This is a genomic window from Microcoleus sp. OTE_8_concoct_300, assembly GCF_031383065.1.
Taxonomy (GTDB): domain Bacteria; phylum Cyanobacteriota; class Cyanobacteriia; order Cyanobacteriales; family Microcoleaceae; genus Microcoleus.
Genome location: NZ_JANMZH010000405.1, coordinates 1 through 24289 on the forward strand (window position 1 = coordinate 1; position 24289 = coordinate 24289).

Consider the following 24289-nt stretch of genomic DNA (forward strand, 5'->3'; position numbering starts at 1 on the left):
TTGTTTTTGTGCGGGACTAAGTGCGTCCCATTTTTCCTTTTTTATCCAAGAGACATCGGGAGAACGATTTGCACCGCTGGGCAGTTTGAAGCAAGTTGAAGAATCAAAACAAATTCCCAGTTGGGTTTGTCGGTTCCAAATCACCAAATCCGCATTAATTTCTGAGTTATAACTTCCAGTTTCTCCTCCGGTAGGTGGCATGATGATTATTTCTCCTTTGGCGTTGCGTTCAAACTTGACATCTGGGTTTTCGCGACACAGTTGATAAAATTGGTCGTCGGTTATTTGGGCGATTGAGTTGAAGTTGATGGTAACTGCTATCATGGTATTTGATCAGGATGCGTTGGGATTTTTAAGCCACATAATGTATTTGAATGCGGATAAATGCCGAGCGATGCAGATGCTGTAAATATTATTGATGGAGGAAGGAGGATTTGAGTTGCATTTTTGGGGAGGCACTTGTGAGATCATTATATCATCTACTTATATAGCAATCCTTGCAGGAGTCATAAATTTTTTACCCCACCCCAGCCCTCCCCGCGAGTTCGGGGAGGGAGTAAGAAATTCACAAATGATTTAGGATCGCTGTAACTAGCTCTCAATATTTTTATAAAAACCTTTTTGCAGGAAACACTTACAGACATACCAATAATAAAACGCAATGTTGATTTCGCTAAACAATTTAGGTACTCCCTCTAGTAAACTGGAAAATATTTGGTTTTTTAAATTCTGGGAATCCACGCCGATCGCAAAAAACAACAAGCCCAAACCAGCTAACAATATTTGGTAGGGAGTAAACTGTAGTTCTCGCCGAAAAAACCATCCGTAGGATGACAAAACAACGGCGTACAAAAGACTTACTCCTAGCTTGGGAATTCCCACTGCTACCATATATACATGAATTCTGTAAATTTCATTTAGTAAAAATCCACCTGTTAACAACGCCGAAAAGAGAATAAATCGATTTTCTGAAGTGCGCGGTTGAATACTTTTAGCTAATCCATAGGTAAAACTACAAACAATGACTGGTACAGAACATAAAATCTGGAATGTTCGAGTTAACAAGGCGACATTGGGATTGAGGGAAAAATAAGGGTGAAAGAATAAATCGCTGACTTTTAAGCCGGAAAGTTGAGTAAAAATTATCAGCAGCGCCACTAGGAATAAGGATAAACAATTTAGTCGAACAACAAAGCGATAAATAGTCATAAGCAATTAATACCACAAATTAGGTTTACTGCTCAAATACAAAAAAATTATATCACCAATATCTCGGGATATTTTGCTAAACTTAATCAGGAGTGTAATCAAAACAAGGAGACAGTCATGCTGTCAGTGAAAGAAGCAGAATCGATCATTTTAAATTTGGCGCAACCCCTCGACAGTCAGCGGGATGTAGAAACTGTAGACTTGCTGGCAGCATTGGGGCGCATTTTGGCGGCACCCGTCACTGGTTCTCTCGATTTTCCTTATTGGGATAATTCAGCAATGGATGGGTACGCGGTGCGGTTTGCTGATGTTGAAAATTGTAGCGCCGAAAAACCAGCGGTACTCGAAGTAGTTGAGGAGATTCCAGCGGGATATCGGCCTAAAAGTACGGTGCAATCGGGGCAAGCGGCGCGAATTTTTACGGGTGCTATGATGCCAGCGGGTGCTGATACGGTGGTAATGCAGGAAGAAACGAGGCGAGAGGGCGATCGCATTTTTATCTTAATTTCTCCTGAAAAACCGCAAGCATTTGTCAGGCACAAAGGCGCTTTTTATCAAGCAGGAACAACTTTGCTAACTCCCGGTACAGTTATCAATGCCCCAGAAATGGCGGTGTTAGCAACTGCACAGTGCATTCAAGTTCCCGTTTATCGGCGGCTGCGGGTGGCTATTTTTTCTACTGGTGACGAATTGGTATCGCCTGATGAACCTTTGGCACCGGGGAAACTGGTAGACTCGAATCAGTATGCTTTGACTGTTTTGTTGGCCCAAATGGGATTTGAACCGATTCGATTGGGGATTGTTCCTGATAATGAAGATGCGTTAAACAAGGCGATATCTCGGGCTGTTGCGACGGCGGATGTGGTGCTTTCTACGGGGGGCGTCTCGGTAGGAGACTACGATTATGTCGAGAAAATTTTGGCAGATTTGGGAGGAAAAGTTCACATTAGTTGTGTGGCGATTAAGCCGGGGAAACCTTTAACGGTTGCTGAGTTTAAACGAGGTGAAAAAAATGATGATTTGCCGAGTTTGAGTTCGGATTGTCTCTATTTTGGTTTGCCGGGAAATCCGGTTTCGGCTTTAGTCTGCTGTTGGCGGTTTGTTGTGCCTGCTTTGAGAAAGATTTCTGGGCTTGGCCCGGATGCTTGGGGGCCGGAGTTTGTGCGGGTTCGGTGTCATGCCCAATTGCGATCGCACGGTCGGCGCGAAACTTATGTTTGGGGTAAACTGCATTTAGTTGCCGGAGTATGGGAATTTGAACCTGCTAGCGGCAGCCAAAATTCAGCGAATTTAATTAACCTCGCGAATACGAGTGGTTTAGCAGTTTTGCCCGCATCGGAAACCTGGATTGCGCCGGGCGAATTCGTTGAAGTTTTAAAAGTTAGTCATTAGTCATTAGTCATTAGTCATTAGTCATTAGTCATTAGTCATTAGTCATTGGTTCGGTATAAGTTCATGTAAAATATTAATAACTAAGTAATCTTCCTTCTTCCTGACATCCGTTACACAATCCGTTGCCGAACTTCCTTCCTATTATGAAAATTTTAATTGTTGAAGATGACCCGATGATGCAACTGGGATTAGAGCAAGTTTTAGCTGATTCCCCAGAAATAGAAATAGTAGGACAAGCAGAAGATGGCTATTTAGGCGTAGCAGCCGCACTGAAACTCAAACCTGATATTATTGTAATGGATATCGGTTTGCCGCGGCTGGACGGCATAGCAGCGACGCAGCAAATTAAAGCACAACTGCCAGAAGTTCGAGTAGTAATGTTAACTTCTCACACGGCAGAAACTGAAATTATTGCTGCCCTTTCTAGCGGGGCTGATGCTTATTGCATTAAAGGTGCTTCCGTAGACAGGCTGTTAGCAGCGATTGCAGCCGCAGCAGAGGGGGCTACATATCTTGACCCTCAAATTGCCCGGACTGTCATCGAACACCTCAAACCCCCGATACCTGCCTCTACAAGTACTTTTGGTCAGTTGTCGCAGCGGGAATTGGAGGTGTTAAGATTAATGGTGGAAGGTAACAGCAATCCGGAGATAGCAGCGGCGCTTTACTTGAGTCCAAATACTATTAAAACTCACGTTCGCGGTATTATGAATAAGTTGGCAGTCGATGACCGCGTGCAAGCTGCAGTTGTAGCGCTGAGAACTGGATTGGTGTAAAGAAGTCATTAGTCAGTAGTCAGTAGTCATTAGTCAGTAGTTATTTGTTGTTTGCTACCAATGCTTTTCTGCTACCAATGCTTTTCTGCCCCATGCCCCATGCCCCATGCCCAATTCGCAAAAAGTTTATGTCTGAGTGGATAGAAATCGGTAAAATTGTAGCAGCTCAAGGTTTGGACGGGGAAGTGCGAGTCTATCCCGATTCGGATTTCCCGGAAAGGTTTATCGAACCTGGGAAGCGCTGGATTTTGCGCCCTAACAAAAGTGAACCGGAACCGATCGAGTTTTTGGGCGGTCGCTACATTCCGGGTAAAGGACTGTATGCTGTAGAGGTAGAGGGTGTGGAAGACCGCGATGGTGCTGAGGCGCTGCGGGGCTGTAAGTTGTTTGTTGAAAAGACCGATCGACCTTACCTCGAACCTGATGAGTTTTACGTCCAAGATTTGATCGGTATGGAAGTTTTTAACCAGTTAACCGGGGAAATCTTAGGCAAGGTAAGTGATATCATTCCTGCAGGTAACGACCTTTTAGAAGTAGAAACGAATCTAACGGCGCCGGAAACTGTAGTCGCCGAATTAGAAAAGCCAAAACAGCCTGAAACTCCCAAAGCCAACGCTGACCCCAGAAATACCCGCCCCCCACGGAAAACCCGCGTTAAACAGCCTAAATCCACAAAAATTTTGATTCCTTTTGTGGAAGAGATTGTGCCAATTGTGGACCTAGAACAAGGCAGAATTGAAATTTTACCTCCTCCTGGTTTGTTGGAATAATATCATGTCCGGTCGAGGAACCGGATATGATATTAGTTATTAACAATTCGTCATCCCCACTTCCCAATATTAATCCTTTCCTCTATTTGTGAACCGCACTATCAAGTAACTGATGGAAAGCGCGAAAATTGCAGTCGCCAAACCAATCAAGTCGGCTGCGGTTTTCTTTTCCAGGTCAAGAATGATGATTTTTCGAGATACTGCTATCAAAGAAGTTACAATAACTAGCTCTACTTGAATTACGTGCTTTTTCAGATAAGCTGTAATATTTTCCAAGATTTCCAGAGCAATTAAAACATTTAAAAATAACCCAAATATGACAAACAACGTGTCTTTTAACAAATTATCAGTGTGGTTTACCAATTCTTTTGCTAAAAAAATCAGCAAATCGCAAACGCTGAGGATAATTACCCAAATCATCGCCAGTGATAAAATTTTCGATATTACTACTTCTACACTTTCTGTAAAATGCAGAAAATTTTCATCACTGCTTGACTTGGAAATTTGCCTAAATATTTTTTTCAGCATAAAAGTGATTTAGTCTTTATTCTTAATGATTCTGTCATTGTTCCGTACACTTTGCAAGCGCAAAACTCTACTCTGTGATTGCCTGGTTTTACGGCGCCACCCGGGCCCTGGGGAAGGCGACTCTCTCTGCCTGTGATATTTTATAGTTTTTCGTGTCAGCTAGGAATCGATCGCACGCGATCGAACTCCTGATTAATAATTTTTGCCATAAAAAAGCCTCAAACTATTGTCTAGCAATATTTTGAGGATTTTAAGGCGCGGTGCGGCCACTGAACTAACTATCTATTCTCAGAAGAGAATGATTGTTGACTCCCAGCTTACTCCGACGCAATATATAAGATAGCTAAAAATTTAGCTCGGGTGGTTTAGTAGCGACGAGAATTGCCACCGCGATCGTTGTTGCCCCAGTTACCGCTGTTAGAAGAACCACGTTCTTCGCGGGGTTTTGCCTTATTGACCTTGAGGTCGCGACCCATCCACTCAGCACCGTCAAGAGCCTCAATGGCTGCGGCTTCTTCGGCTTCAGTAGACATTTCTACAAAAGCGAAGCCCCGCATCCGACCTGTTTCCCGGTCAGCAGGCAACTGAACGCGCTTTACTGTTCCGTACTCTCCAAAAGTTTGGTTGAGGTGCTCCTGCGTTACTTCGTAGGATAAATTGCCGACATAGATTGACATTGAACATTCTCCAGAATCAGAGGGTGTAGAGATTTAAATCCGGAGGAACGCCGATCGAACGAACTGTACTGCCGAAAATAAAGCCTTGTAAAAACAGCATAGCACATACAGGTGCAAACTGCAATTGTCTGACTCGATTAATTAAAAAGAAGGCAGAAAGCATTCGCCAGAACACATTCTCCCGAAGGAAAAACCCCCCATCAAGAAGGAAAAACTCAGAATAAATAAATTTAATTTTCCTTGTTTCCGGGCCCGACCGGGGAAACGCAGCTTGTAGGCCCATCCATGACCTAACGATTTTAGGTTTGATATCAATTCCGGTTACACCGTTCGGGATGGGGAGTCGTCCGTGGGGAGTCGTCCGTGGGGGAATGTGGAATTATTGACCTTGACTTTATCATTCCCATGGAACCGGAAACGATATGAGATTTGGGATTGGGGATTTGAGATTTATGTGTAGGGTGCCTCCGGGTTCAAAATTGCTCGATCGAGAGAGGTTGTTACCCCAAAAACGGATATAAGCCCCCGACACTCGTCGTGGAGAGAGCAAAATTTTAGACTCTTGTTCAACCTCCCTGATTCATCTGTGGAGTAAATCTCAAATCCTTCGACGGCTGGTGCTCGCCGAACGTCTCGCCGAACCTCAACCCGGTTCATCCCTATGTTGATCGCCTGGGGCTTCCCACTCGTGCTTCGGTGAGTTGTAACATCCCATTGTTGGCAGCTCAAGAAGTGACGGCGAGGCTGGATTTTGCCCAATTAAATTCCCCAACTTCTGCGGCAACTTCTGATCCAACTTCTGCTGCCGTTTCTGCCCCAACCAGCACCAACTGCACCGCACAAGCTTTTAACTCGGGCTGTTTGGAATCGGGACAGCTTGCAGAATGAGTCATGGCATTGGCTTCAGCCGCTTCGGCCCACAGAGAACCCCAGTGCATCGGTACAAATAGCGTACCCGGGGCGATCGCCTTTGTGACTTTTGCCGGAAACTGCCCCTTGCCGCGGCGCGATCGAACTTCCAGCAAATCCCCCTCCTTAATCTGCAATTTGGCAGCATCGCGGGGGTGAATTTCCAAAAACGGATCGGGGTGCAATTGATTAATTTTCTCTGTTCTACCCGTCCGCGTCATCGTGTGCCAGTGTCCGTAAAGTCTCCCTGTCGTCAACACAAACGGATAATTCGGATCGGGAGGTTCTGCCAGTCCCCGGGAGTGATAGGCCGAAAATCTCGCCCGCGCGTCAGGAGTGTGAAAACGCCTGTCAGTATACAGCCGTTTCGCTTCTTGGGCTGGATGAGGCGGCTCATTTTCGCGGCAAGGCCACTGTTGAGGGCCTTCTTGGCGCAAGTATTCGTGGCTGAGGCCGGTCATGTCGCAAGGCTGGCCCCGCGTCAACTGCACGTACTCTTTGCATACATCAGCAGAGTTCTCGAAAGCAAACTGTTCGGCAAAACCCAAGCGGCGCCCCACATCGGCGAAAATGCTCCAGTCGTCGCGGGCCTCCCCGGAGGGAGTGTCGAAACCCGCACAAAGGGTAATGCGACGTTCCGAATTAGTCATCACTCCGGTTTTTTCGCTCCACTGCGTTGCCGGCAGCAGGATGTGAGCGTAGGCCGAGGTTTCAGTGGGATAGTAAGCTTCTTGATAAATAGTAAAGGGCGATCGCAGCAAAGCGGCTTTAGTGCGTTCCAAATCCGGCATACTCACCACCGGATTGGTAGCAGCAATCCACAGCAACTCGACTTCGCCAGTTTCCAAACCGGTAATCATATCCCAAGCTGTGCGGCCCGGATTCGGGGAAATGCTTCCCGGTGCGAGTCTCCAAAACTCCTCGACTTGGGTTCTGTGTTCGGCATTTTTCACAAATCGGTAGCCTGGGAGCAAGTGAGACAGTCCTCCCGCTTCCCGACCTCCCATCGCGTTTGGCTGGCCGGTGAGGGAAAACGGGCCGCATCCCGGTTTGCCGATTTGACCGGTCATCAAGTGCAAATTAATCAGCGATCGCACCTTTGCCGTGCCTTCCGACGACTGATTCATCCCCATCGACCACAGCGACAAAACCCGCTGCGACTGTTCCCAGTAGTTTGCCGCCGTTTCTAAGTCGCTGACAGTAATGCCGCAGCGCGAGGCTACAAACTCCGGCGTGTAGCTGCTAATAACCTCAGCAAAAGCTGCATAATTCGCCGTGCATTCTTGAATAAACTCAGGATCTATTGCTTGCCTGCCTAACAGCAAATATGCAATTCCGTTGAGCAAATCTATATCCGTACCCGGTTTAATTGCTAAGTGCAAATCCGCCGCTTCAGCAGTCGGAGTCCGCCTCGGATCTACCACAATCATCTTGACATGGGGATGCTTTTTGTGGTATTTGGCTAATCGGTTGAATACAATCGGATGGCATTCCGCTGCATTGCTGCCGATAATAAAAGCGCAATCTGTTAATTCTAAATCGTCGTAACAGCAAGGCGGCCCGTCCGAGCCAAAACTTTGAACGTATCCAGAGACTGCTGAAGACATACACAAGCGAGAATTAGCATCAAAATTATTAGTACCCAGACAACCTTTCATTAGTTTCTGGGCAACATAATAATCTTCTGTAACGAATTGACCCGAACCGTAAACGCACAAAGCATCGGGGCCGCTGGTGCTGCGAATTGTTTGGATGCGGTTAACAATTGCATCTAGAGCTTCGTCCCAGCTAGCGCGGCGGAAGGGTTGGTCGAGAGTATCTCGCATCATCGGATAAAGTAGCCGATCGCTCCGAATGGACTCTGCTACGGTTGCTCCCTTAATACAAACCATGCCTTGACTCGATGGGTGATTGCGATCGCCCCGCACTTTCCAATTTTGTTTTTTGTCGGGAACAACTTCTAGACCGCAACCTACACCGCAGTAAGGGCAAAGAGTTTTTATAGTTTCCATCTGGTGATTTTAGATGCTAATTTTTGAAAGCTAATGGGTAATTCGTAATTTGTCATTATAGTCGGAACTGAGGGCTCCTGCAAATAACGTGTCAATAATTACTAAATTACCGCAAAAATGCTTCACAGCAACGGACAATACCCTGATTTAAAATTCACCGCTCTCTTCCTAAAACTCGTGATCGCTCTCGATTGTAGCCAGCTTCTCGCTGTTGCTAAATCCCCCTACAGAGGTACTCGATACCTGAATCTTGTCACCCACACCTATGGGGAGCTATGAGGAATTTTAGCAGGACTAAAACAGCGCGCCGGTACTACTTTTGACCTGATTGTTTATAGCAATCTGAGATTTAGTGCGGGAGTATTATGTCGCCTACTTTTCTGTCTTAACTTCTAATACGCCGCCGTTTGTGGGGCTAAAAGTTACTTGGAATTCAGCAGTTTTTTCAGTGGCTGCTGTGGCACCGGCAGGAGTTTGCAAACTCGGCAGAGGAGTTTCTTTGACGAAATCTTTAGCTGCTTTATTTGTGGGGTCGAACTGTAGGATATCGCCGTTTTCTTTGACTTTGACCCGATAAGTCAAACTTTCGGTAAATGTCGGAGTGGTACTCCAATTTTTGTCGATTTGTGCATACAACTGCTGTCCGATCGCATCGAGTTCGGCTTGGTCAGAAATCTCTGATGTGGCACTCGTGGCTGCATTGGGCGCGGTGGCGGTGTTAGCAGCATTCGGTGCAGGGCTGGCATTTGGTGCAGGACTTGCAGCAGCGATGGGTGCAGGACTTGCAGCAGCGATGAGTGCTCGGCTAGGATTCGGGGCGATCGAACTTGCTGCAATTTGCGGGCTGGGGGGAGAACTCACAACCGCCGCCGCAGTCGTCGCCTGCGGTGCAGTTTCTCCTAGTTTCGCTTGCTTTAGCTGGCTAGAAGCAGACATATTGACTGCGGCTAAAGTAGCCATTCCTAACAACCACGAGGCAGCCAGGATGCCGCGTTTGATCGGGGAGGCTTCTGGGACAACGGCTGCGTGATGCACAAAGGGCGCAGGGGCGATCGGCCTGTCAGCAACCGCAGGCTTTTTGCTAGCAGGTAATGGCATCGGTAGCGCGACGGCTTCAGTCTCCGAGTCCGTTGCCTCATCCTCTTCGTGGTGCGCGTAGCGAGAAAACAGGAACTCCAAAGCAAAGTTGCGAAGTTCGTAGTATTTCGGGTCTTCCATAATCCGCGCCCGGTTGCGGGGACGGCTGAACGGAACGTGCATATCTTCGCCGATGGAAGCTGCTGGCCCGTTGGTCATCATCACGATGCGATCGGCCAAAAACAAAGCCTCATCAATATCGTGAGTAATCATGACGATCGTAATTTTGTACTCCCGCCAAATTTTCAGCAATTCTTCCTGCAACTCTTCCCGGGTAATCGGGTCTAGAGCTCCGAAAGGTTCGTCCAAAATCAACAATTTGGGGCGAGTTGCCAGAGCTCGGGCGATCGCCACCCGCTGTTTCATCCCCCCGGACAATTGGCCCGGTCTTTTGTTACCAGCTTCGGTCAGCCCGACTAATTCCAAGTGTTCCTTGACGATCGTATTGTGTTCGTCTGCGGACTTTTCCGGGTAAACATTTTCAACGCCGAGGTGAATGTTTTCAGTAGCAGTCAGCCACGGTAGCAGCGAGTAGTTTTGAAACACTACCATGCGATCGGGGCCTGGTTCAGTAATCTGCGCACCTTCCAAAGCCACTTCTCCGTTTGTCGGCCCGTTGAATCCCGCGATCATATTCAGCAAAGTTGATTTGCCGCAGCCCGAGTGACCGATCAAACAAATAAACTCGCCTTCATTAATAGTCAGGTTTACACCGTCGAGAACGACGTAAGGGCCTTTAGGAGTTTCGTAGACTTTCGATACGTCTTTAATAGTAAGAAAGTCTTGCTTGGGCGTCTCAATTTTCGTTGTTTCGGGGTTTTTGATTGTTTGCATATTTTCCGGATTTGGATTGTGGGTTGATGAATTAGACATGACCAATTGGGATTGAGAATTTGAAATTATGGAGTTAGGAATCGGGGAATGTGGAGTCTTGTTTCCTGATTTCTTGCTCCTCATTCCCTCTTCCTATTTGCTGGTTATGCTATCAGTTTGATGGAACACTGACTGCCTATTTGTTCAATTAAGATTTCTTCAATGCGCACGTTGCGCTTGATTTTGACATTTTGAAGATACTGGATCGGGTCGTCTAGATTAAACACAGTGCCGTCAAATAGCTCGATCGTCCGGCGATCTCTGGCAACATCCGGCAAACCCAATTCGCGCACTGCTTGACCGAAAACATCGGGGCGCAAAACTCGATCGACCACTTCCACCCAGTTTTTCGGGAACGGGATCAGTCCCCAGCGAGCCATCTGCGCCATCACCCACACCATTTCTAGGCGGTCTGGAAAATTGGTTTTGTCAACGTAGAACTGGTTGAAATTGTAGAGCATTTCGGGTTCTGCCCCCGTACCGGAGTTGTACGGGTCGAGGAACCCCGGACGGATGTCTTTCGGATCGGCGCCGATGTATTGTTCTTGGCTAATCAATCCTAGGACTTCTTCGCGGTTGCGGCGGTCGTCGCAGTAGTCGCAGGCTTCCAAAAGCGCTTTGACGAGGGCGAGGTGGGTTTGAGGATATTTCTGAGCCCAATCTTCGGTAACACCGAGAACTTTTTCGATGTGTCCGGGCAGAATATCGAGGGAACGGGTCATGACAAAACCCGTACCGCTGTTGACTGCGTGGGAGTTCCAGGGGTCGCCCGAACAGTAGCCGTCAATGTTGCCTGCTTTTAAATTCGCTACCATCTGCGGGGGGGGAATCACCGTCAAGCCCACGTCGAGGTCGGGGTCGATGCCGCCAGCGGCCAGCCAGTAGCGGAACAGCAGATTGTGCATGGAGGCGGAGTGTACCATGCCCAAGGTGTGAACTTTATCCGGAGTCTTGGCGATCGCAGCTTTGAAATCCTCTAATGTCCGAATGCCTTGTCTGTAAAGGTCTTTGCTGAAAATAATCGAATTGCCGTTGCGAGACAGCGTCATGGCGCTACAGACGGGCACAGGGGCTTGACCGTCCATGCCCAACAGCATGGCGAGGGGCATTCCTGCGACCATTTGCGCCGCGTCCAGCCGTCCTTCGGCGACTCCTTGGGCGATCGCTTTCCAGCTAGGTTCGCGGCTGAGAGAAACTTCTTCCAAGCCGTGGGCTTGGAAGAATCCTTTTTCTTTGGCTACAACTAAGGGCGCGCAGTCGGTGAGGGGAATAAAGCCGATGTCGAGGTTGATTTTTTCCAAGCCGTTGCGGGCGATCACAGGCGGTTGTTGTTTGGCCCTGCGCTGTTTGACCCGCTTTTGCTGGTTGAGGAAGTAAACCATTTCGTTGCGTAGCGCGTAGTAACTCGGATGGTTGACAACTTCCATGCGCTTGCGGGGGCGGGGAATGTTCACTTCGAGGATTTGCCCGATTTGCGCTTCCGGACCGTTGGTTAGCATCACAATGCGATCGCTCAGCAATAAAGCCTCATCCACGTCGTGAGTTACCATCACGCTGGTGACTTTGCTTTCCTCGCAAATTTTCATCAACTGGTCTTGCAAACCGCCGCGAGTTAAGGCATCGAGGGCGCCGAAGGGTTCGTCTAGCAGCAGCAATTTCGGGCGAATCGCTAGGGCGCGGGCGATCGCAACTCTTTGTTTCATCCCCCCAGAAATTTCGCTGGGGCGTTTGTCGGCCGCTTGTCCGAGTCCGACCAATTTAATGTGGTGTTCGATCACCAACTCGCGATCTTCTTTCGAGTTACCGCTGTAAATTTCATTTACTGCTAGGGCAATATTTTCGCGCACCGTCAGCCAAGGTAGCAGCGAGTAATTTTGAAACACCACCATTCTGTCCGGGCCTGGTTCCCGGACTTCGCGCCCTTCTAAAGTAATCCCGCCCTGAGTTGCGTTGTCGAGGCCGGCGATAATATTTAGCAGTGTAGATTTGCCACAGCCCGAGTGTCCGATTAAGGTGATGAATTCTCCCTTTTTAATTTTCAGTTCTATATTTTTAAGAGCAATGTATTGCTCTCCATTCGGCAAGTTAAATACGCGGTCAACGTGGTCTACTTCAACAAATACTGACATGGTAATTTTAGGTTAGTTTGTAATTTTTAGATTCTGATTCTTAATTGGGCATTGGGAATGGGGCATTGGGCATTGGGAATGGGGCATTGGGCATTGGGCATTGGGAAAATATTTTGTTGACCCGGGTGTCCCAGACAACTAAGTTCTCATTACCCCTTGGTGTCAACTTAATACTAAAACCCTCTGTATCTCTCGTTCGTAGCCGATTCTCGATCCCCCTAAATCCCCCTTAAGAAGGGGGACTTTGAGTGGTTCTGGTTCCCCCCTTTTTAAGGGGGGCTAGGGGGGATCGAGAGAATTGTGACTCAGACAGAAGACCGATACTACGTTTGACCTGGTTGTTGACACTAATACCCCATTCCCCATGCCCCATTCCCCATGCCCTATGCCCTATGCCCAAATCCTATTTCTGTTCTTCAGGAACAACTTTGGAAGCAATGAAACCAACAATTCTGTCTAAAATCAAACCGACGATTCCTACATAAAGCACTGCCAAAATCACGTGGCTGAGTCGAGAACTGTTGTAAGCGTCCCAGATGAAGAAGCCGATGCCAACGCCGCCGACTAACATTTCCGCAGCTACGATCGCCAGCCAAGACAAACCGATGCCAATTCTCAAGCCAGTGAAGATGTAAGGAACTGAAGAGGGTAGCAGGATTTTCCAGAAGTATTTTTGGTTAGGGAGGCGCAAGACGCGGGCGACGTTTCTGTAGTCTTGGGGTATTTGTTGAACGCCTACTGTGGTGTTAATTAGAATCGGCCAAATTGCTGTAATTAAAATTACGAAAAGTGCTGAAACTTCGTTAGCTTTCATCCCCAGACCTTCAAAGGGATTGAACTGTTGAAATACAGCCAGGGCGATCGGCAGCCAAGCCAGGGGCGGGATAGTTCTGAATACTTGAAACAGCGGGTCTAAAGCATCGAACATTAAGGAGTTTGTGCCGATCAATATTCCTAAACTAATGCCGAGAACTGCTGCCAAAGTAAAGCCGATCGCCACCCGCTGCAAGCTTGCCGCCAGTTGCCAAAATAAGCCTTTGTCGGTGCCGCCTTTGTCAAAGAACGGATTTATAATCAGCTCCCAGCTTTCTTGGACAGCTTTGATTGGCCCCGGCAAGCTAGACTCTGGACTGTGGCAGAGGATTTGCCAGATTATGAGCAGAACTGTAATTGCTACCAGCGGGCGGATGATTTTTCGGCGGTTTTTTTGAACCTGATCCAGAACTAACATTACTGGATTTTTGCTTTTAGAAACAGCGAGGTTTGTTGCCATTTTTGTTTTTGCCGTATTGTGAATAATCGATTATTTGTAGATCCTTTGAACAGAGTTCAGCAGGTTTTGTCCCTGGAACGAGCCCTCAGTTTCACTCCGCCCAACCCCATCACTTTTAGGGATTTGTCAACTGTCAGCAGTCAACTGTCAACTGTCAACTGTCAACTGTCAACAGTCAACAAACTAATTATGCTTTTTTGATTTTCAGGCCCTTAAGATATTCTTCGGGTTTTTCTGGGTCAAACTTCACGCCGTCAAAGAAGGTTTCGACACCGCGAGAAGTCGTAGCAGGAATTTGGGCTGCAGGAACGCTAAGTGCTGTCGCAGCAGCTTTCCAAATATCTTCGCGGTTAACTTTATCAACGGTTGCTTTGATGTCGGTAGTTGCCGGCATATAACCCCAGCGAATATTTTCAGTTAAGAACCAAGCATCGTGACTCTTGTAGGGATAAGAAGCATTATCAGCCCAGAATTTCATCGCCACTGGGCTGGCAGCTTCAATGCGGCCGGTACCGTAGTCAATTTGACCCTTAGAGCGACCGATAATATCTGCTACTGGAACTTTTAACCACTTATCTTGAGAGATGATTTGGCACATCTCATCGTGATTTTCTGCCTTGTCGCACCACTGCTGGGCTTCCAGTACGGCCATTGTAATTGCTTTAGCAGCTTTAGGGTTTTTCTCAACCCAATCTCCTCTTAAAGCTAAAGCTTTTTCTGGGTGGTCTTTCCAAAGTTCTCCGGTTACTAAAGCGGTGTATCCTACCTTTTGAGTAACTAGCTGAGCATTCCAAGGTTCGCCGACGCAAAAGGCTTCCATGCTGCCAGATTTCATGTTCGCTACCATTTGGGGCGGCGGTATGGGAATCACGGAAACATCTGTATCTGGATTAATACCGCCGGCTGCTAGCCAGTAGCGCATCCACAAGTCGTGGGTACCGCCGGGAAAAGTTATAGCAACAGGAACGTTTTGGCCAAAAGCTGCTTTCAGGGGTGCGCTGTCTGTACCTACTTTTAAATCTAGGTATTTTTTGCTGAGGGAAATTGCTTGACCGTTAGTATTTAACCGCGCCACAATGTTCATCGGCACTGGCTGATTGCCTTTGGTAATAGTGCCTAATGTCATTTGGTAAGGCATCGGGGATAAAATGTGGGCTCCGTCAATGCCGCCTTTGTCGGAACCGAGTTCTAAGTTGTCGCGAGTAACTGGCCAAGATGCTTGTTTAGTAACTTGTACGTCTTTCATGCCGTACTTGGCAAATAACCCTTTTTCTTGGGCGATGATTAAGGGTGCTGAGTCGGTGAGGGCGATGAATCCGAGTTTGGCTGCGGTAACTTCTGGGGCGTCGGCGGGGTTGATGTTGACTGCTGGGGCGGCGCTGGGTGATGCGCCACTGGGAGTTGCGTTAGATGTGGGGGAACTGGAACTGCAACCGTGGGCGAGAAGGGTGCCGGCTGCTGTTGCTCCGGCCGTGATGATGAATTTTCTTCTGGAAAGGTTGCTCATTTGTCTTGAATTGTTGTTGTACTTGAGATGGTGGAAATGTCAGATGTGATATCAATTCCGGTTGCACCGGAATGATTGTTGACTGTTGACTGTTGACTGTGAAATGGCACAATCTGGTTTTTCCCGATCGCATTTCCCAATGTCAGATTAGGCGTCGATCGACACTCTGCCGATGGCCCGCGCGCTGCAAGTTAAAATGAACCCTGGTTCTAAGCCGGCGGCCGCCTCGGGTTGGCTGTCGTAGGCGGCAATATTACCTTCTAGGAGTTTCTGCTTGCAAGTGCCACAAACTCCGTTTCGGCAATTGCTGTCAAGTTCGACCCCGGCCCGTTCGGCAACATCGAGAATGAACTCATCTTCGCTGCAAGCAACTTCTTTGCCCGATCGAGCGAAAATGACAGTAGATGTCTGAGGTTTGGGTGCCTGGGCTGCCTTTTCGCCCTCCTCAACCGTCAATTGCAGTTGCCGCTGCAGCACAGCTACATCCCCTGTAATCTGTTTGGGAACTGCCCCAAACTGCTCGACTAACAGTTGATGCAGCAGCGGTTTGAGGTCTTCGCAAGCGATGCCTTTTTGGACGCAAGCACCCAAATGAGCGTCTTTACCAACTGTGCCTCCCATGTAAATGTCTACACCTTCGAGGGTTTTGCCGTTCTTGCGAACTTTTGTTCCCATCAAACCGATGTCTGCTACTTGGGGTTGAGCGCAGGAATTGGGGCAACCCGTCCAGTGAATTCTGATTGGTTTGGGAACAGAAAGTTCGACTTCGAGTTCCTCAATCATTGCCACAGCGCGGCTTTTGGTTTCGATGAGGGCGAAGTTGCAAAACTTGGCGCCGGTACAGGAAACCAAGGCTCGCATCAGGGGTGCGGGTTCGATGGAAAAACGCTGCAACAGCGGTTCTTTGACCAGCGATTCAATCCGCGAGTCGGGAACGTTGGGAATAATGACATTTTCTTCGACGGTGAGCCTGAGTTCGCCGCTGCCGTAAACCTCGGCGATTCTGGCCAAATCGAACAAATCCGATGCCTGCAGCCGTCCGACGGGAACGTGCAGCCCTACATAGTTGAGCCCTGATTGTTTTTGGGGGTAGATGCCGATGTGGTCGCGTTTGTCCCAGAGGATTTCATCTTTGAGGGCGGCGGCGGGCAAAGTGCGGCCAAATTCTTCTTCGACTGCGGTTCGGAATTGTTCGATTCCGAGTTCGTCAATCAGCCACATCAGCCGCGATTTTTGGCGGTTTGCTCTCGGGCCTCGATCGCGAAACACAATTAAAATTGCTTTGCACAAATCTACAACGTCGCTGGGACTTACCCAGGCGTGGAGAGGAATTGCAGCTTCGCAGCGTTTGGCGGAGAAGAAACCGCCGACTAAAACGTTAAAGCCGATATTGCCGTCTTTGTAAGCGGGTACGAAGGCGATGTCGTTGATTTCTGCGTGGACTGAGTTGTCGCGGCAGCCTGCGATCGCAATATTAAACTTTCTCGGCAAATTTGAAAACGCGGGGTTGCCTTCGCCGCTGTTGGTAATCATGTCTTGGACTTCGTTTGCCAGTTCCCGCGTATCAATCAGTTCGTCGGCGTCGAGCCCGGCGACTGGGGAACCAGTGATGTTACGCACGTTGTCCATGCCAGACTGGACGCTGGTCAGGTCAGCTTCTTTGAGGCGGCGGAAAATGTCCGGCACATCTTCGATGCGAATTCCGCGCAGTTGCAGGTTTTGTCTGGTGGTGATGTCAGCGCTGCCGTCGTCGCCGTAGCGTTGGACGATTTCTGCTAGCGTTCGGGTTTGAGTGCTGGTGATGACGCCGTTGGCCAGACGCATCCGCATCATGAATTTGCCGGGAGTTACTGGCCGAAAGAAGATGCCGAGCCATTTGAGGCGGTGGTCCCGATCAGTTTCGTCCATAGCTTCCCAGCCAATTTCGGCGAAGTGGTCGAGTTCACCTTTTAATGCTAAGCCATCTTTTTCGGCTTTGAGTTTTTCAAACTTGTTCAGGCTCGCTTGAGCTTTGGGTTCTACTGTTTGGGTCATCGGTTTACCCTCGCTGCTGGCTTGTTCGGGGAGGTATTGACTTGGAGCATAAAGTGTGTTTCCTGCTAACCTTAGTGAGTGTACGGATTTAAAACTGTATATTGAGTTACTATATCGAATTTCTTTTTTGCATGGTTCGTCTTCTGTACATTTGAGTTTGACTGGGCCCTGCCTCGAACGTCGCAAAACTATTGATGGTAATAGTTGCTACCGATGGTTCGGTCGATCGCTCCGTTTCTATGCACCTTAGTTATGAGCTAATGTATAGCGCAGCACAGTAAACATTCGTAGCTATTTTTACAAAATATTGAGTTTTATGAATTTTTCGCATAGACCTGATGCGTTTTATACATGGGTAATGGGTAAAGACGCCCACAGAGCGGAAAAATCTCTTTAAATCTTTAGATTTGGGAGGGGAGAGGGTCCATGTGGAAGATATAGCGGTTCTCAAGCGTGGTGAGGTATGGGGGCGAGTCCTATGCCTATGCCCTATGCCCACGGAGGCCTATGCCCTATGCCCTATGAGCACCTCATGTTACTGAGAAAGGCTATATAAAATCATCTTGTGACTATGATCGCAGACTTAAAACGCAGCTCGTCACACAATTAGAGTGGTCGCTGTCACACAGTTTGCCTCTAAAGATCACGTTCTATGCTAGGCTCGCGTCACTTTTGATTTTCCCAGAACTAGAGATGATATAAGTATCGAATTAAGGGAACGTCTCATGTTTTTAGTTCAACTTATCCCCGGCGCTATTTCCGAAATGCTTGCCTCTGTTACGGATACGGGTTGTTTGACTTTAGCCGATCGCTACGGGTTGATGGCTGCTGTTTTAGACGAGTCTCTCGACGATGAATACAAACTTTCGATCAACCGCCTGCTGCGTTCTGTGCTCAAGGGAAGAGTCAAGATAGTCAACGAACTGTCGGCGATATGGTAACAACATTTAAAAAATGGCAATGTTCAATAGTTGCGAGCAACTCTTTTTGAAATTTGATGGATTTATGCAGCGCTTCAAGTGCAGAAACCACCGCCCGAGTTAGAAGGAACCCACGATGCCTGCACCGGATGTAGGGCAAGAGGTTTCTTGAGTGTTCTAAAAACGTGCGATCGCTTCTCGCCGTCAGAAATTTTTGTGATTCTCAAATTCTCGTTTTGGGCGGCACTTACAGAAAAAGTGCCGCTGCACAGTTTGTCGATCGAGTAAGAGCCTGTTGGGTCGATCGCTTAGGGTAAAATTAGTAAAATTGTGGGCGATCGGCTTTTTAAGAGTTTGAGGAATGAACTCATCACCACAAACGTAATTATAGTTATTGAACTGGGCTGCAGATGACAGACAAGTTATCCAAATTATTATTCAAACAATAAAAATATTAACAGAATCAGCCCTCGGCATCTACAACATCAGGGAGCATCCTGTTTTTGCAAATATACCCCACAGGCACCTGGCGTCAGTTGCTCGTTCCCAGGTGCCAACCTAGCATTAGGCCGCATTTAAGGTTCCCCAAAGAGCTGCTCCGCTTGTAGTTTGTAGCCGTTTTTACAAAAGTGGGATGCTCCCTCAACATCACGCCCCCACTTCTCAAGATTCATTGATAATTGAGGAAAAATCAATTAAGTCGATCGGCCGGAAAAAACAATAATATCTTGTAGAGAAGGGTAAAGCCTCTATCTGGACTAGCAAGCAGTTTATGGCTGCTCTCAACAGCCCAAACCCGGTAGTCGGTTTATTTGCACCTAAAGTCATGGACGCAGCCACACTATATACTGTGGCTGCGTCCATGACTTTATTTAGCTACTGGCATGGGTTGGTTTTTTTTAAACAATCTATCCTAACCAATCAACTTGATATGATGCAATTGCCAGACCTAATCTTTACCAAATTTTTATAAATTCGACCGGAATGTATGATTTCTTCAAAGTTTACCAAACTTTTATAAAAGTTTCCCGGAATGTATGATTTACTAAAAATAACAAACAGTCGATCGAGAAGACTGGAAAGTTTAACACTCATTACCAGGTAGAATTTTATGAACTCCATTACTAAAAAAAGCATCCACTGGACTTACTCCGTGGCTGTTTTCAGTGCCCTTTTCGCACTACACCCACTAAAAGCTACAGCAGCAACCCTATCTAACGGCTGGAATTATGCGATCGATTCCTTCAACGACGGCGTGACAGAAACGCAATTCGGCGGCGGCGCATTTGAATTTTACGGAATGGCAATCAATGAAACATCAGATAAAGTTTCGATCGCCATCAACTCGAATCTAAGTTTAGCAGGATATGCAGACAGCGCCGCTGCAAGAGGCAACATCAACTACGGCGATTTGTTCTTCAATTTTTCCGGTCAAAACTTCAATACAGCTAGCGCAACTAACAGCTTATTTGCCGTTCGCTTTGCCGACGGAAATGACTCAGGCGTGGCGACAACAGGCGTTTATAAGGATGTTACCGCTAAAAGCGTTACCCAAACTAACTCTGGCTTCAGCAATTTAAATCAATACAATACGCTAGTTGCATCTCAAGGCAAAACCCCCTCACTGGGCGATTTAGCTGCCACAGACCCCTATTTTGAACAAACAGGAAACAACACTATCCTCACCTCAATAGCTACGGGTACAAAAGTAGGAGATCTCGAATTTTTAACTGCAGCAACTTTGAGCGCCCTCGGTCTTAATTTCGCTCAGTTTAATGCAGTAGGTTCTCAAACAATCGGATTCAGTTTCAACAAATCCTCATTGCCTTCGGGGGACTTTATTGCTAACTTTATTGCCGAGTGCGCTAACGATGCGCTCGCCATTAAAGGAAAGTTTACGCCTCTACCCGAGCAACCAAAGGTTGAGCCTGTACCCGAACCTTCTACTTGGTTGGGTACTTTTGTAGGATTGAGCTTTTTAGGTATTGGTGCAGCGAAACGCAAAATGAAGCGCAAGATTTCCTAAGTTAGGTAGGGTGCGCACCCAGTACCTTACCAATAGCTGGAATGCGCACCTTACGAATAGCCGTAGTGCCTCAAACTACTTGCCGACAGTAGACTAGATTATCGAGAGATAAAATGCGCCCAAACATTCCCATCAGGCCCAGCAACTTGATTGACGTAACTGTAGGGATACATCAACTTTCTCCCCTCAGTATCGCTGTAACCAGTGAGTGCATCTCCCCAAGGATCTTGCACGATATAACCCTGAGAGTTGTAGCCAATTAAAGTGAGAATGTGACCGGATGCAGTAAAATCTCCCGCTAAAACTACTGGCCGGCGATTCAGCAATTCCGATCGCACATCGGCCCAGTTGCGAGTCGTACTAAAACTCGTCTTGAACCCGTAAGCCTTAATCAGCGCCGAAAGCACGTTGTGATCAGTTTGAGAACCCTGGCCGGCGTAGTCGAAACACCACTGCAACAACTCATCCTCCAACTGTCCGCCCCACTTAGAACGAAGGCCGTAATAATAAAGCACCATCGCGATCGAAGTTACGTTGCAAGTTGACCAGTCAAAACGCGGATTGTCCCGCTGCGAAAAATACGGCACGTTCAATTCCACATTGTTCGGAACCGGATCGAAAATTTTATCTCCCCGCTTGAACTGAACAAAACTAGGAAAAACATAACCTGTATTGCCAATATTCGGCAGTTCTTCAGTCAGGGCAACTTTCAGGTGATCTCCTTCCAAACCGTAGCTTTCCACTCCGTAAACTCGACCTAAAGGCAGGGTAGTTTTCTCGGTATCTTTCAGGCTGGCAGCATCTACAGGCCGTTTTTTAAACACAGTTGCTTGTAGCATTGTCATCGTCAAAGCACCGGGGTCAAAGGGAACTTCTTTGCCGTCTTTTTTAATTTTAACGTCCTGCCAATAAATAAATCCGATATTGCCGAAACCGGGAATAGATTCGGCGAGAGTTACTCGGAAATGCCCCAAAATGCAGGCATAACCAGTAATGGCATAGGTGCTGCCTAAAATTAGGTCAGCCACTTGATTGGCAGGCAGTTTAGATGAATCTTCTGGTTGACCTTTAATCTGAGTTGTTTGAGTTACCAAAAGTTGAGCGCTGACGTTGCTATTCGGTACGTCGGCTAGGTCAAATTTTAGGATTTTATCACCTTTGGCAAGCTGAACGTCGGGTTCGTAAAAATAGCCAAAAGTGCCGATCGGCGAAATTGCTGAATCCACAACCACCTTGAGGTGCCCGTCAATAAATCCGTATTTGCTAACCGCCAAAGTCTGGCCGGCTTTGACAAGAACTTTTTGCTGATTGTCGAGCCGGGAAGAATCAAGCGGAACTACCTTAAACAAAGTGTCAGAAACTATCTTTAAGGTCAAACCTTTTCCAACGGTCAGCGGATCGGAACTTACGATAATGTAAATTATTTGGCTGCCAGTAACGTTGCCTTTGCTGTCAGTTGCTCGCAACCTGAGCCACCGAGCTCCAGCTACGCTAAATCCTTTAGGCAAATTAACTTGCCAAGTGCTGGCTTGTTGGTTTAGCGTGACGCTTAGGGGAAATTTATCCTCAGCTATCACCTCAACTTTTGCTGCTTCTTGCCGATCAAAACTACCCCGAAGGACGATGGGCCCATTTACTAAAACTTCTGCCGGCCCTTGATAAGTTAAATTCACAGCGGGATTGAAAGATTTGCCACCGCGGCTAAATTGCACAAAATCGGGATAAATGAAACCCGTATTGCCAAATTGCGGCAAATTCTCGGTCAGGGAGACTTTAATGTGGCTTTGTTCGATCGAGAATCCGGCAATTCCATAAATCCTTCCCGGCGTCAAAGTAATTTTTTCTTGGGGTTGCAGGCTAGCCGCATTTGCCGGTCGCTTTTTCAACACAGTGGTTTTGATAACAGTCATCGTAACTGCATTTCTATCAAACTCAATTCCCCTCCCGTCTCGCAAAATTTGGACGTGCTGCGAGTACAGAAAGCCCGAATTCCCTAAGTTAGGAACTGCCCGATCGAAAGTGACTCGGAAATGGTTTTCCACGCAAGCGTAGCCGAGAATATTGAAAGTTTCTCCCTGGTTAACTTGTAATTTCTGAGTTTGTCCTAAAGTCGCCGAATCTCCGGGGTTGAGCTTTAACCAAGTCTTTTTGATCACCCATAGTAACTGCATTCCAGGTGGCGAGGCCGGCAACTGGGCGCGATCGAATATGAGAATTTTTGCGCCTTTGGTTATAAGTACGTGTTTTTCGTATAAAAAGCCAGAGAGCCCCACCGGAGGAATTGGATTATTTAGTTGAACATTCAGGTGACCGTCTTCTAACTCGTAGTCCCTAATTTGATAAGTTTTACCTGCTGGTATTTCCACTTTTTGCAGGTTGTTAAGATTGCTGGCGGGCAGTGTTCCGACTTTGAATGCGGTATCTCTGAGAGTAATTAACGTTAAAATTTGAGCGGGTGACTTAGAAGCAGGATTAACTTTGATGTTAATTGTTTGTTGGCCGATAACTTTGCCAGTCTTATCAGTTGCCCTCACCTGTACTGTGCGAGTTCCTGCGCTATCGAAGCCTTTTTCTAAACTGATGTTCCAAATGCCTGTAGAGGGATTTCTCCCCACATTCAGGGCATTTGAGCCTTCTGCTGCTGAAATCGCTGCCACTAGATTTTTGTCAAAACTGCCAACTAAGACAGCGGCTCGATTAGCCTCAATTTCTTGTGGGCCTAAGTAACTCAAAATAATGTTGTTGGTTGTCATTATATATCGCCCTACCTACTTAATTATTCAGCTAAAGCAAGGATAACTTCTGATTTTATCAAACACAATGACCCGAACCAGGAAAAAATAGCCCCTAGATTCAATCTATGGACGGTTAATGCCTTTTACAGCATAAGTTTTTAATTATTGGCGGGATTTGCGCCACCAATCTAACTTTAGGCGCATTATAACCACCTTAACCGAATATATGGCTGGTTGAGCGGATCTGTGGTGAAAGTTTTGAGGGCAGGAATTTAGTTCGAGTAGGTGGTTTCCCCCGTACCCTTGACCCCTCATATCAATTCCGGTTACACCCTTCGGGATGGGGAGTGGTCCGTTGGGAGTTGTCCGTTGGGGGATGTGGAATTATTGACCTTGACTTGATCATTCCCATCCAACCGGATACGATATCAGTTGCTTGAGGAAGGACTTACGAAAAAAACCCGGTTTCTAGGAGAATATTGCCTATAGCAACGAGGCATCTAGGAAGAAACCGGGTTTTTAGCTGTTTGATTCGTCCAGGAATGTTAGTGCGATCGCCTAAACTTCGACTAAACTATGGTGACAAGAATATCTTGAGCGTGAGAGTCAACTTTCAGATTTTCTCCTTCATAAACCTGAATAATTTTGCCGGTACCGTCGATGACGAAGGTGACGCGCTTGGCATAATCGCCTTTCTCGACATCGTAAGCTTTGGTAATCGTGCCATCAACATCTGCTAATAGCTGGAAAGGCAAACCGTATTTTTCTGTGAACTTTTTGTGTGATTCCTCGTTGTCTCGACTGACACCGAGAACTACAATGTCTTTGCCTTTGTATTCTTCATGGGCTGCTTTGAAGCTTTGGGCTTGTCTTGTGCAGCCGGGGGTGTCATCTTTCGGGTAGAAATACAGGATTACGGTTTTACCGGCAAATTGGGACAGGGAGACTGTGTTGCCGTTGGTGTCTTTGGCGGTAAATTGAGGAGCGGCACAGCCAATTGGTAAGGTCATAGTTTGGTTTCTCTTGTTTGGTTTTTATTGCAGTTCCTCAAGTTATTTTACTTGGTTGTGTGCCTTTCCAAGAGACTGTTGCGAAAAATCGCGTGAAGCGAAGCTATCCCCTAGGGAATCGCCCCCAACTCCATGACGTTAAGCTGTACTGGATTTAACTTGCACCTAAGACGCGGGGTAAGAGTGCCTATTACACGCATAGTTTCAATACTGAGATCTTGCACCATTGTCATAATCCTTTTTTGAACAGGCAAGATGCCTGTTCCACAAAGAGTTGATTTTCTTGTGGAACAGGCATCTTGCCTGTTCAGCCAGAATAGTGCAAGATGTGAGAATAGACATCTGCTTTTTAGCAGATGTCTAATTACACGC

General features: G+C 47.2%; 20 protein-coding genes. 6 read left to right on the top strand and 14 right to left on the bottom strand.

Features of this window, described 5'->3' with window-relative positions:
* The coding region (locus tag ACUVJL_RS18470) for a Uma2 family endonuclease (RefSeq protein WP_445247196.1) at nucleotides 1-324 on the bottom strand (324 nt) is incomplete at its 3' end.
* A 267-nt stretch (nucleotides 325-591) separates the two neighbouring features.
* Complete coding sequence (locus ACUVJL_RS18475) at nucleotides 592-1209, bottom strand: hypothetical protein (protein ID WP_445247197.1); 618 nt, start codon at nucleotides 1207-1209, stop codon at nucleotides 592-594.
* A gap of 117 nt (nucleotides 1210-1326) precedes the next feature.
* Between ACUVJL_RS18475 and ACUVJL_RS18480 the strand changes: the two genes are divergently transcribed.
* The 3 genes from ACUVJL_RS18480 to rimM all read left to right on the top strand — a co-directional run bounded on the left by ACUVJL_RS18480 (nucleotide 1327) and on the right by rimM (nucleotide 4147).
* Nucleotides 1327-2601 (top strand): molybdopterin molybdotransferase MoeA, encoded by a 1275-nt coding sequence (locus ACUVJL_RS18480; protein ID WP_445247198.1) that lies wholly within the window; start codon nucleotides 1327-1329, stop codon nucleotides 2599-2601.
* Nucleotides 2602-2744: 143 nt separating this feature from the next.
* Nucleotides 2745-3377: a response regulator gene (locus tag ACUVJL_RS18485; protein WP_445247199.1), complete on the top strand. Its 633-nt coding sequence runs from the start codon at nucleotides 2745-2747 to the stop codon at nucleotides 3375-3377.
* Between the two features lie 128 nt (nucleotides 3378-3505).
* Nucleotides 3506-4147, top strand: coding sequence for a ribosome maturation factor RimM (rimM, locus tag ACUVJL_RS18490; protein ID WP_445247200.1), 642 nt, complete (start codon nucleotides 3506-3508; stop codon nucleotides 4145-4147).
* Between the two features lie 69 nt (nucleotides 4148-4216).
* Here rimM and ACUVJL_RS18495 read toward each other — a convergent pair whose 3' ends face one another.
* The 9 genes from ACUVJL_RS18495 to ACUVJL_RS18535 form a co-directional block, all read right to left on the bottom strand.
* On the bottom strand, nucleotides 4217-4675 hold the full coding sequence (locus ACUVJL_RS18495; RefSeq protein ID WP_445247201.1) for a phosphate-starvation-inducible PsiE family protein: 459 nt from the start codon (nucleotides 4673-4675) through the stop codon (nucleotides 4217-4219).
* Between the two features lie 365 nt (nucleotides 4676-5040).
* Complete coding sequence (locus ACUVJL_RS18500; protein WP_332948676.1) at nucleotides 5041-5352, bottom strand: RNA recognition motif domain-containing protein; 312 nt, start codon at nucleotides 5350-5352, stop codon at nucleotides 5041-5043.
* Between the two features lie 16 nt (nucleotides 5353-5368).
* Nucleotides 5369-5515 carry a hypothetical protein gene (locus ACUVJL_RS18505; protein WP_445247202.1) on the bottom strand — a complete coding sequence of 49 codons (147 nt, stop codon included), beginning with the start codon at nucleotides 5513-5515 and terminating at the stop codon, nucleotides 5369-5371.
* 562 nt (nucleotides 5516-6077) lie between these two features.
* Nucleotides 6078-8273 carry a molybdopterin oxidoreductase family protein gene (locus tag ACUVJL_RS18510; RefSeq protein WP_445247203.1) on the bottom strand — a complete coding sequence of 732 codons (2196 nt, stop codon included), beginning with the start codon at nucleotides 8271-8273 and terminating at the stop codon, nucleotides 6078-6080.
* 372 nt (nucleotides 8274-8645) lie between these two features.
* Nucleotides 8646-10283 (bottom strand): ABC transporter ATP-binding protein, encoded by a 1638-nt coding sequence (locus ACUVJL_RS18515; RefSeq protein ID WP_445247204.1) that lies wholly within the window; start codon nucleotides 10281-10283, stop codon nucleotides 8646-8648.
* Between the two features lie 104 nt (nucleotides 10284-10387).
* Entirely contained in the window at nucleotides 10388-12412 is a 2025-nt protein-coding gene (locus tag ACUVJL_RS18520) for a nitrate ABC transporter ATP-binding protein (protein ID WP_445247205.1), read from the bottom strand.
* A gap of 403 nt (nucleotides 12413-12815) precedes the next feature.
* On the bottom strand, nucleotides 12816-13685 hold the full coding sequence (gene ntrB / locus ACUVJL_RS18525; RefSeq protein WP_445247206.1) for a nitrate ABC transporter permease: 870 nt from the start codon (nucleotides 13683-13685) through the stop codon (nucleotides 12816-12818).
* A 187-nt stretch (nucleotides 13686-13872) separates the two neighbouring features.
* Complete coding sequence (locus ACUVJL_RS18530; RefSeq protein WP_445247207.1) at nucleotides 13873-15192, bottom strand: CmpA/NrtA family ABC transporter substrate-binding protein; 1320 nt, start codon at nucleotides 15190-15192, stop codon at nucleotides 13873-13875.
* A gap of 147 nt (nucleotides 15193-15339) precedes the next feature.
* Complete coding sequence (locus ACUVJL_RS18535) at nucleotides 15340-17226, bottom strand: ferredoxin--nitrite reductase (RefSeq protein WP_445247208.1); 1887 nt, start codon at nucleotides 17224-17226, stop codon at nucleotides 15340-15342.
* Between the two features lie 725 nt (nucleotides 17227-17951).
* Between ACUVJL_RS18535 and ACUVJL_RS18540 the strand changes: the two genes are divergently transcribed.
* From ACUVJL_RS18540 to ACUVJL_RS18550, 3 genes are all read left to right on the top strand, one after another.
* Complete coding sequence (locus ACUVJL_RS18540; protein WP_333129750.1) at nucleotides 17952-18167, top strand: hypothetical protein; 216 nt, start codon at nucleotides 17952-17954, stop codon at nucleotides 18165-18167.
* A gap of 78 nt (nucleotides 18168-18245) precedes the next feature.
* On the top strand, nucleotides 18246-18434 hold the full coding sequence (locus ACUVJL_RS18545; protein WP_445247209.1) for a hypothetical protein: 189 nt from the start codon (nucleotides 18246-18248) through the stop codon (nucleotides 18432-18434).
* A gap of 823 nt (nucleotides 18435-19257) precedes the next feature.
* Nucleotides 19258-20172, top strand: a complete 915-nt coding sequence (locus ACUVJL_RS18550; protein ID WP_445247210.1) for an XDD3 family exosortase-dependent surface protein — start codon at nucleotides 19258-19260, stop codon at nucleotides 20170-20172.
* 98 nt (nucleotides 20173-20270) lie between these two features.
* Here ACUVJL_RS18550 and ACUVJL_RS18555 read toward each other — a convergent pair whose 3' ends face one another.
* The 3 genes from ACUVJL_RS18555 to ACUVJL_RS18565 form a co-directional block, all read right to left on the bottom strand.
* A complete protein-coding gene (locus ACUVJL_RS18555; protein WP_445247211.1) occupies nucleotides 20271-22925 on the bottom strand; it encodes a C39 family peptidase in 2655 nt (884 codons plus the stop codon).
* Between the two features lie 551 nt (nucleotides 22926-23476).
* Complete coding sequence (locus ACUVJL_RS18560; protein ID WP_333068093.1) at nucleotides 23477-23917, bottom strand: peroxiredoxin; 441 nt, start codon at nucleotides 23915-23917, stop codon at nucleotides 23477-23479.
* A gap of 110 nt (nucleotides 23918-24027) precedes the next feature.
* Nucleotides 24028-24289 (bottom strand): hypothetical protein (locus tag ACUVJL_RS18565; RefSeq protein WP_445247212.1); only part of this gene is annotated, 262 nt, incomplete at its 5' end.

What these genes read in the sequence shown, in the direction of transcription:
- ACUVJL_RS18475 (WP_445247197.1), bottom strand. Translation starts at nt 1,209, where the DNA reads ATGACTATTTATCGCTTTGTTGTTCGACTAAATTGTTTATCCTTATTC.
- ACUVJL_RS18480 (WP_445247198.1), top strand. Translation starts at nt 1,327, where the DNA reads ATGCTGTCAGTGAAAGAAGCAGAATCGATCATTTTAAATTTGGCGCAA.
- ACUVJL_RS18485 (WP_445247199.1), top strand. Translation starts at nt 2,745, where the DNA reads ATGAAAATTTTAATTGTTGAAGATGACCCGATGATGCAACTGGGATTA.
- rimM (WP_445247200.1), top strand. Translation starts at nt 3,506, where the DNA reads ATGTCTGAGTGGATAGAAATCGGTAAAATTGTAGCAGCTCAAGGTTTG.
- ACUVJL_RS18495 (WP_445247201.1), bottom strand. Translation starts at nt 4,675, where the DNA reads ATGCTGAAAAAAATATTTAGGCAAATTTCCAAGTCAAGCAGTGATGAA.
- ACUVJL_RS18500 (WP_332948676.1), bottom strand. Translation starts at nt 5,352, where the DNA reads ATGTCAATCTATGTCGGCAATTTATCCTACGAAGTAACGCAGGAGCAC.
- ACUVJL_RS18505 (WP_445247202.1), bottom strand. Translation starts at nt 5,515, where the DNA reads ATGCTTTCTGCCTTCTTTTTAATTAATCGAGTCAGACAATTGCAGTTT.
- ACUVJL_RS18510 (WP_445247203.1), bottom strand. Translation starts at nt 8,273, where the DNA reads ATGGAAACTATAAAAACTCTTTGCCCTTACTGCGGTGTAGGTTGCGGT.
- ACUVJL_RS18515 (WP_445247204.1), bottom strand. Translation starts at nt 10,283, where the DNA reads ATGTCTAATTCATCAACCCACAATCCAAATCCGGAAAATATGCAAACA.
- ACUVJL_RS18520 (WP_445247205.1), bottom strand. Translation starts at nt 12,412, where the DNA reads ATGTCAGTATTTGTTGAAGTAGACCACGTTGACCGCGTATTTAACTTG.
- ntrB (WP_445247206.1), bottom strand. Translation starts at nt 13,685, where the DNA reads ATGGCAACAAACCTCGCTGTTTCTAAAAGCAAAAATCCAGTAATGTTA.
- ACUVJL_RS18530 (WP_445247207.1), bottom strand. Translation starts at nt 15,192, where the DNA reads ATGAGCAACCTTTCCAGAAGAAAATTCATCATCACGGCCGGAGCAACA.
- ACUVJL_RS18535 (WP_445247208.1), bottom strand. Translation starts at nt 17,226, where the DNA reads ATGACCCAAACAGTAGAACCCAAAGCTCAAGCGAGCCTGAACAAGTTT.
- ACUVJL_RS18540 (WP_333129750.1), top strand. Translation starts at nt 17,952, where the DNA reads ATGTTTTTAGTTCAACTTATCCCCGGCGCTATTTCCGAAATGCTTGCC.
- ACUVJL_RS18550 (WP_445247210.1), top strand. Translation starts at nt 19,258, where the DNA reads ATGAACTCCATTACTAAAAAAAGCATCCACTGGACTTACTCCGTGGCT.
- ACUVJL_RS18555 (WP_445247211.1), bottom strand. Translation starts at nt 22,925, where the DNA reads ATGACAACCAACAACATTATTTTGAGTTACTTAGGCCCACAAGAAATT.
- ACUVJL_RS18560 (WP_333068093.1), bottom strand. Translation starts at nt 23,917, where the DNA reads ATGACCTTACCAATTGGCTGTGCCGCTCCTCAATTTACCGCCAAAGAC.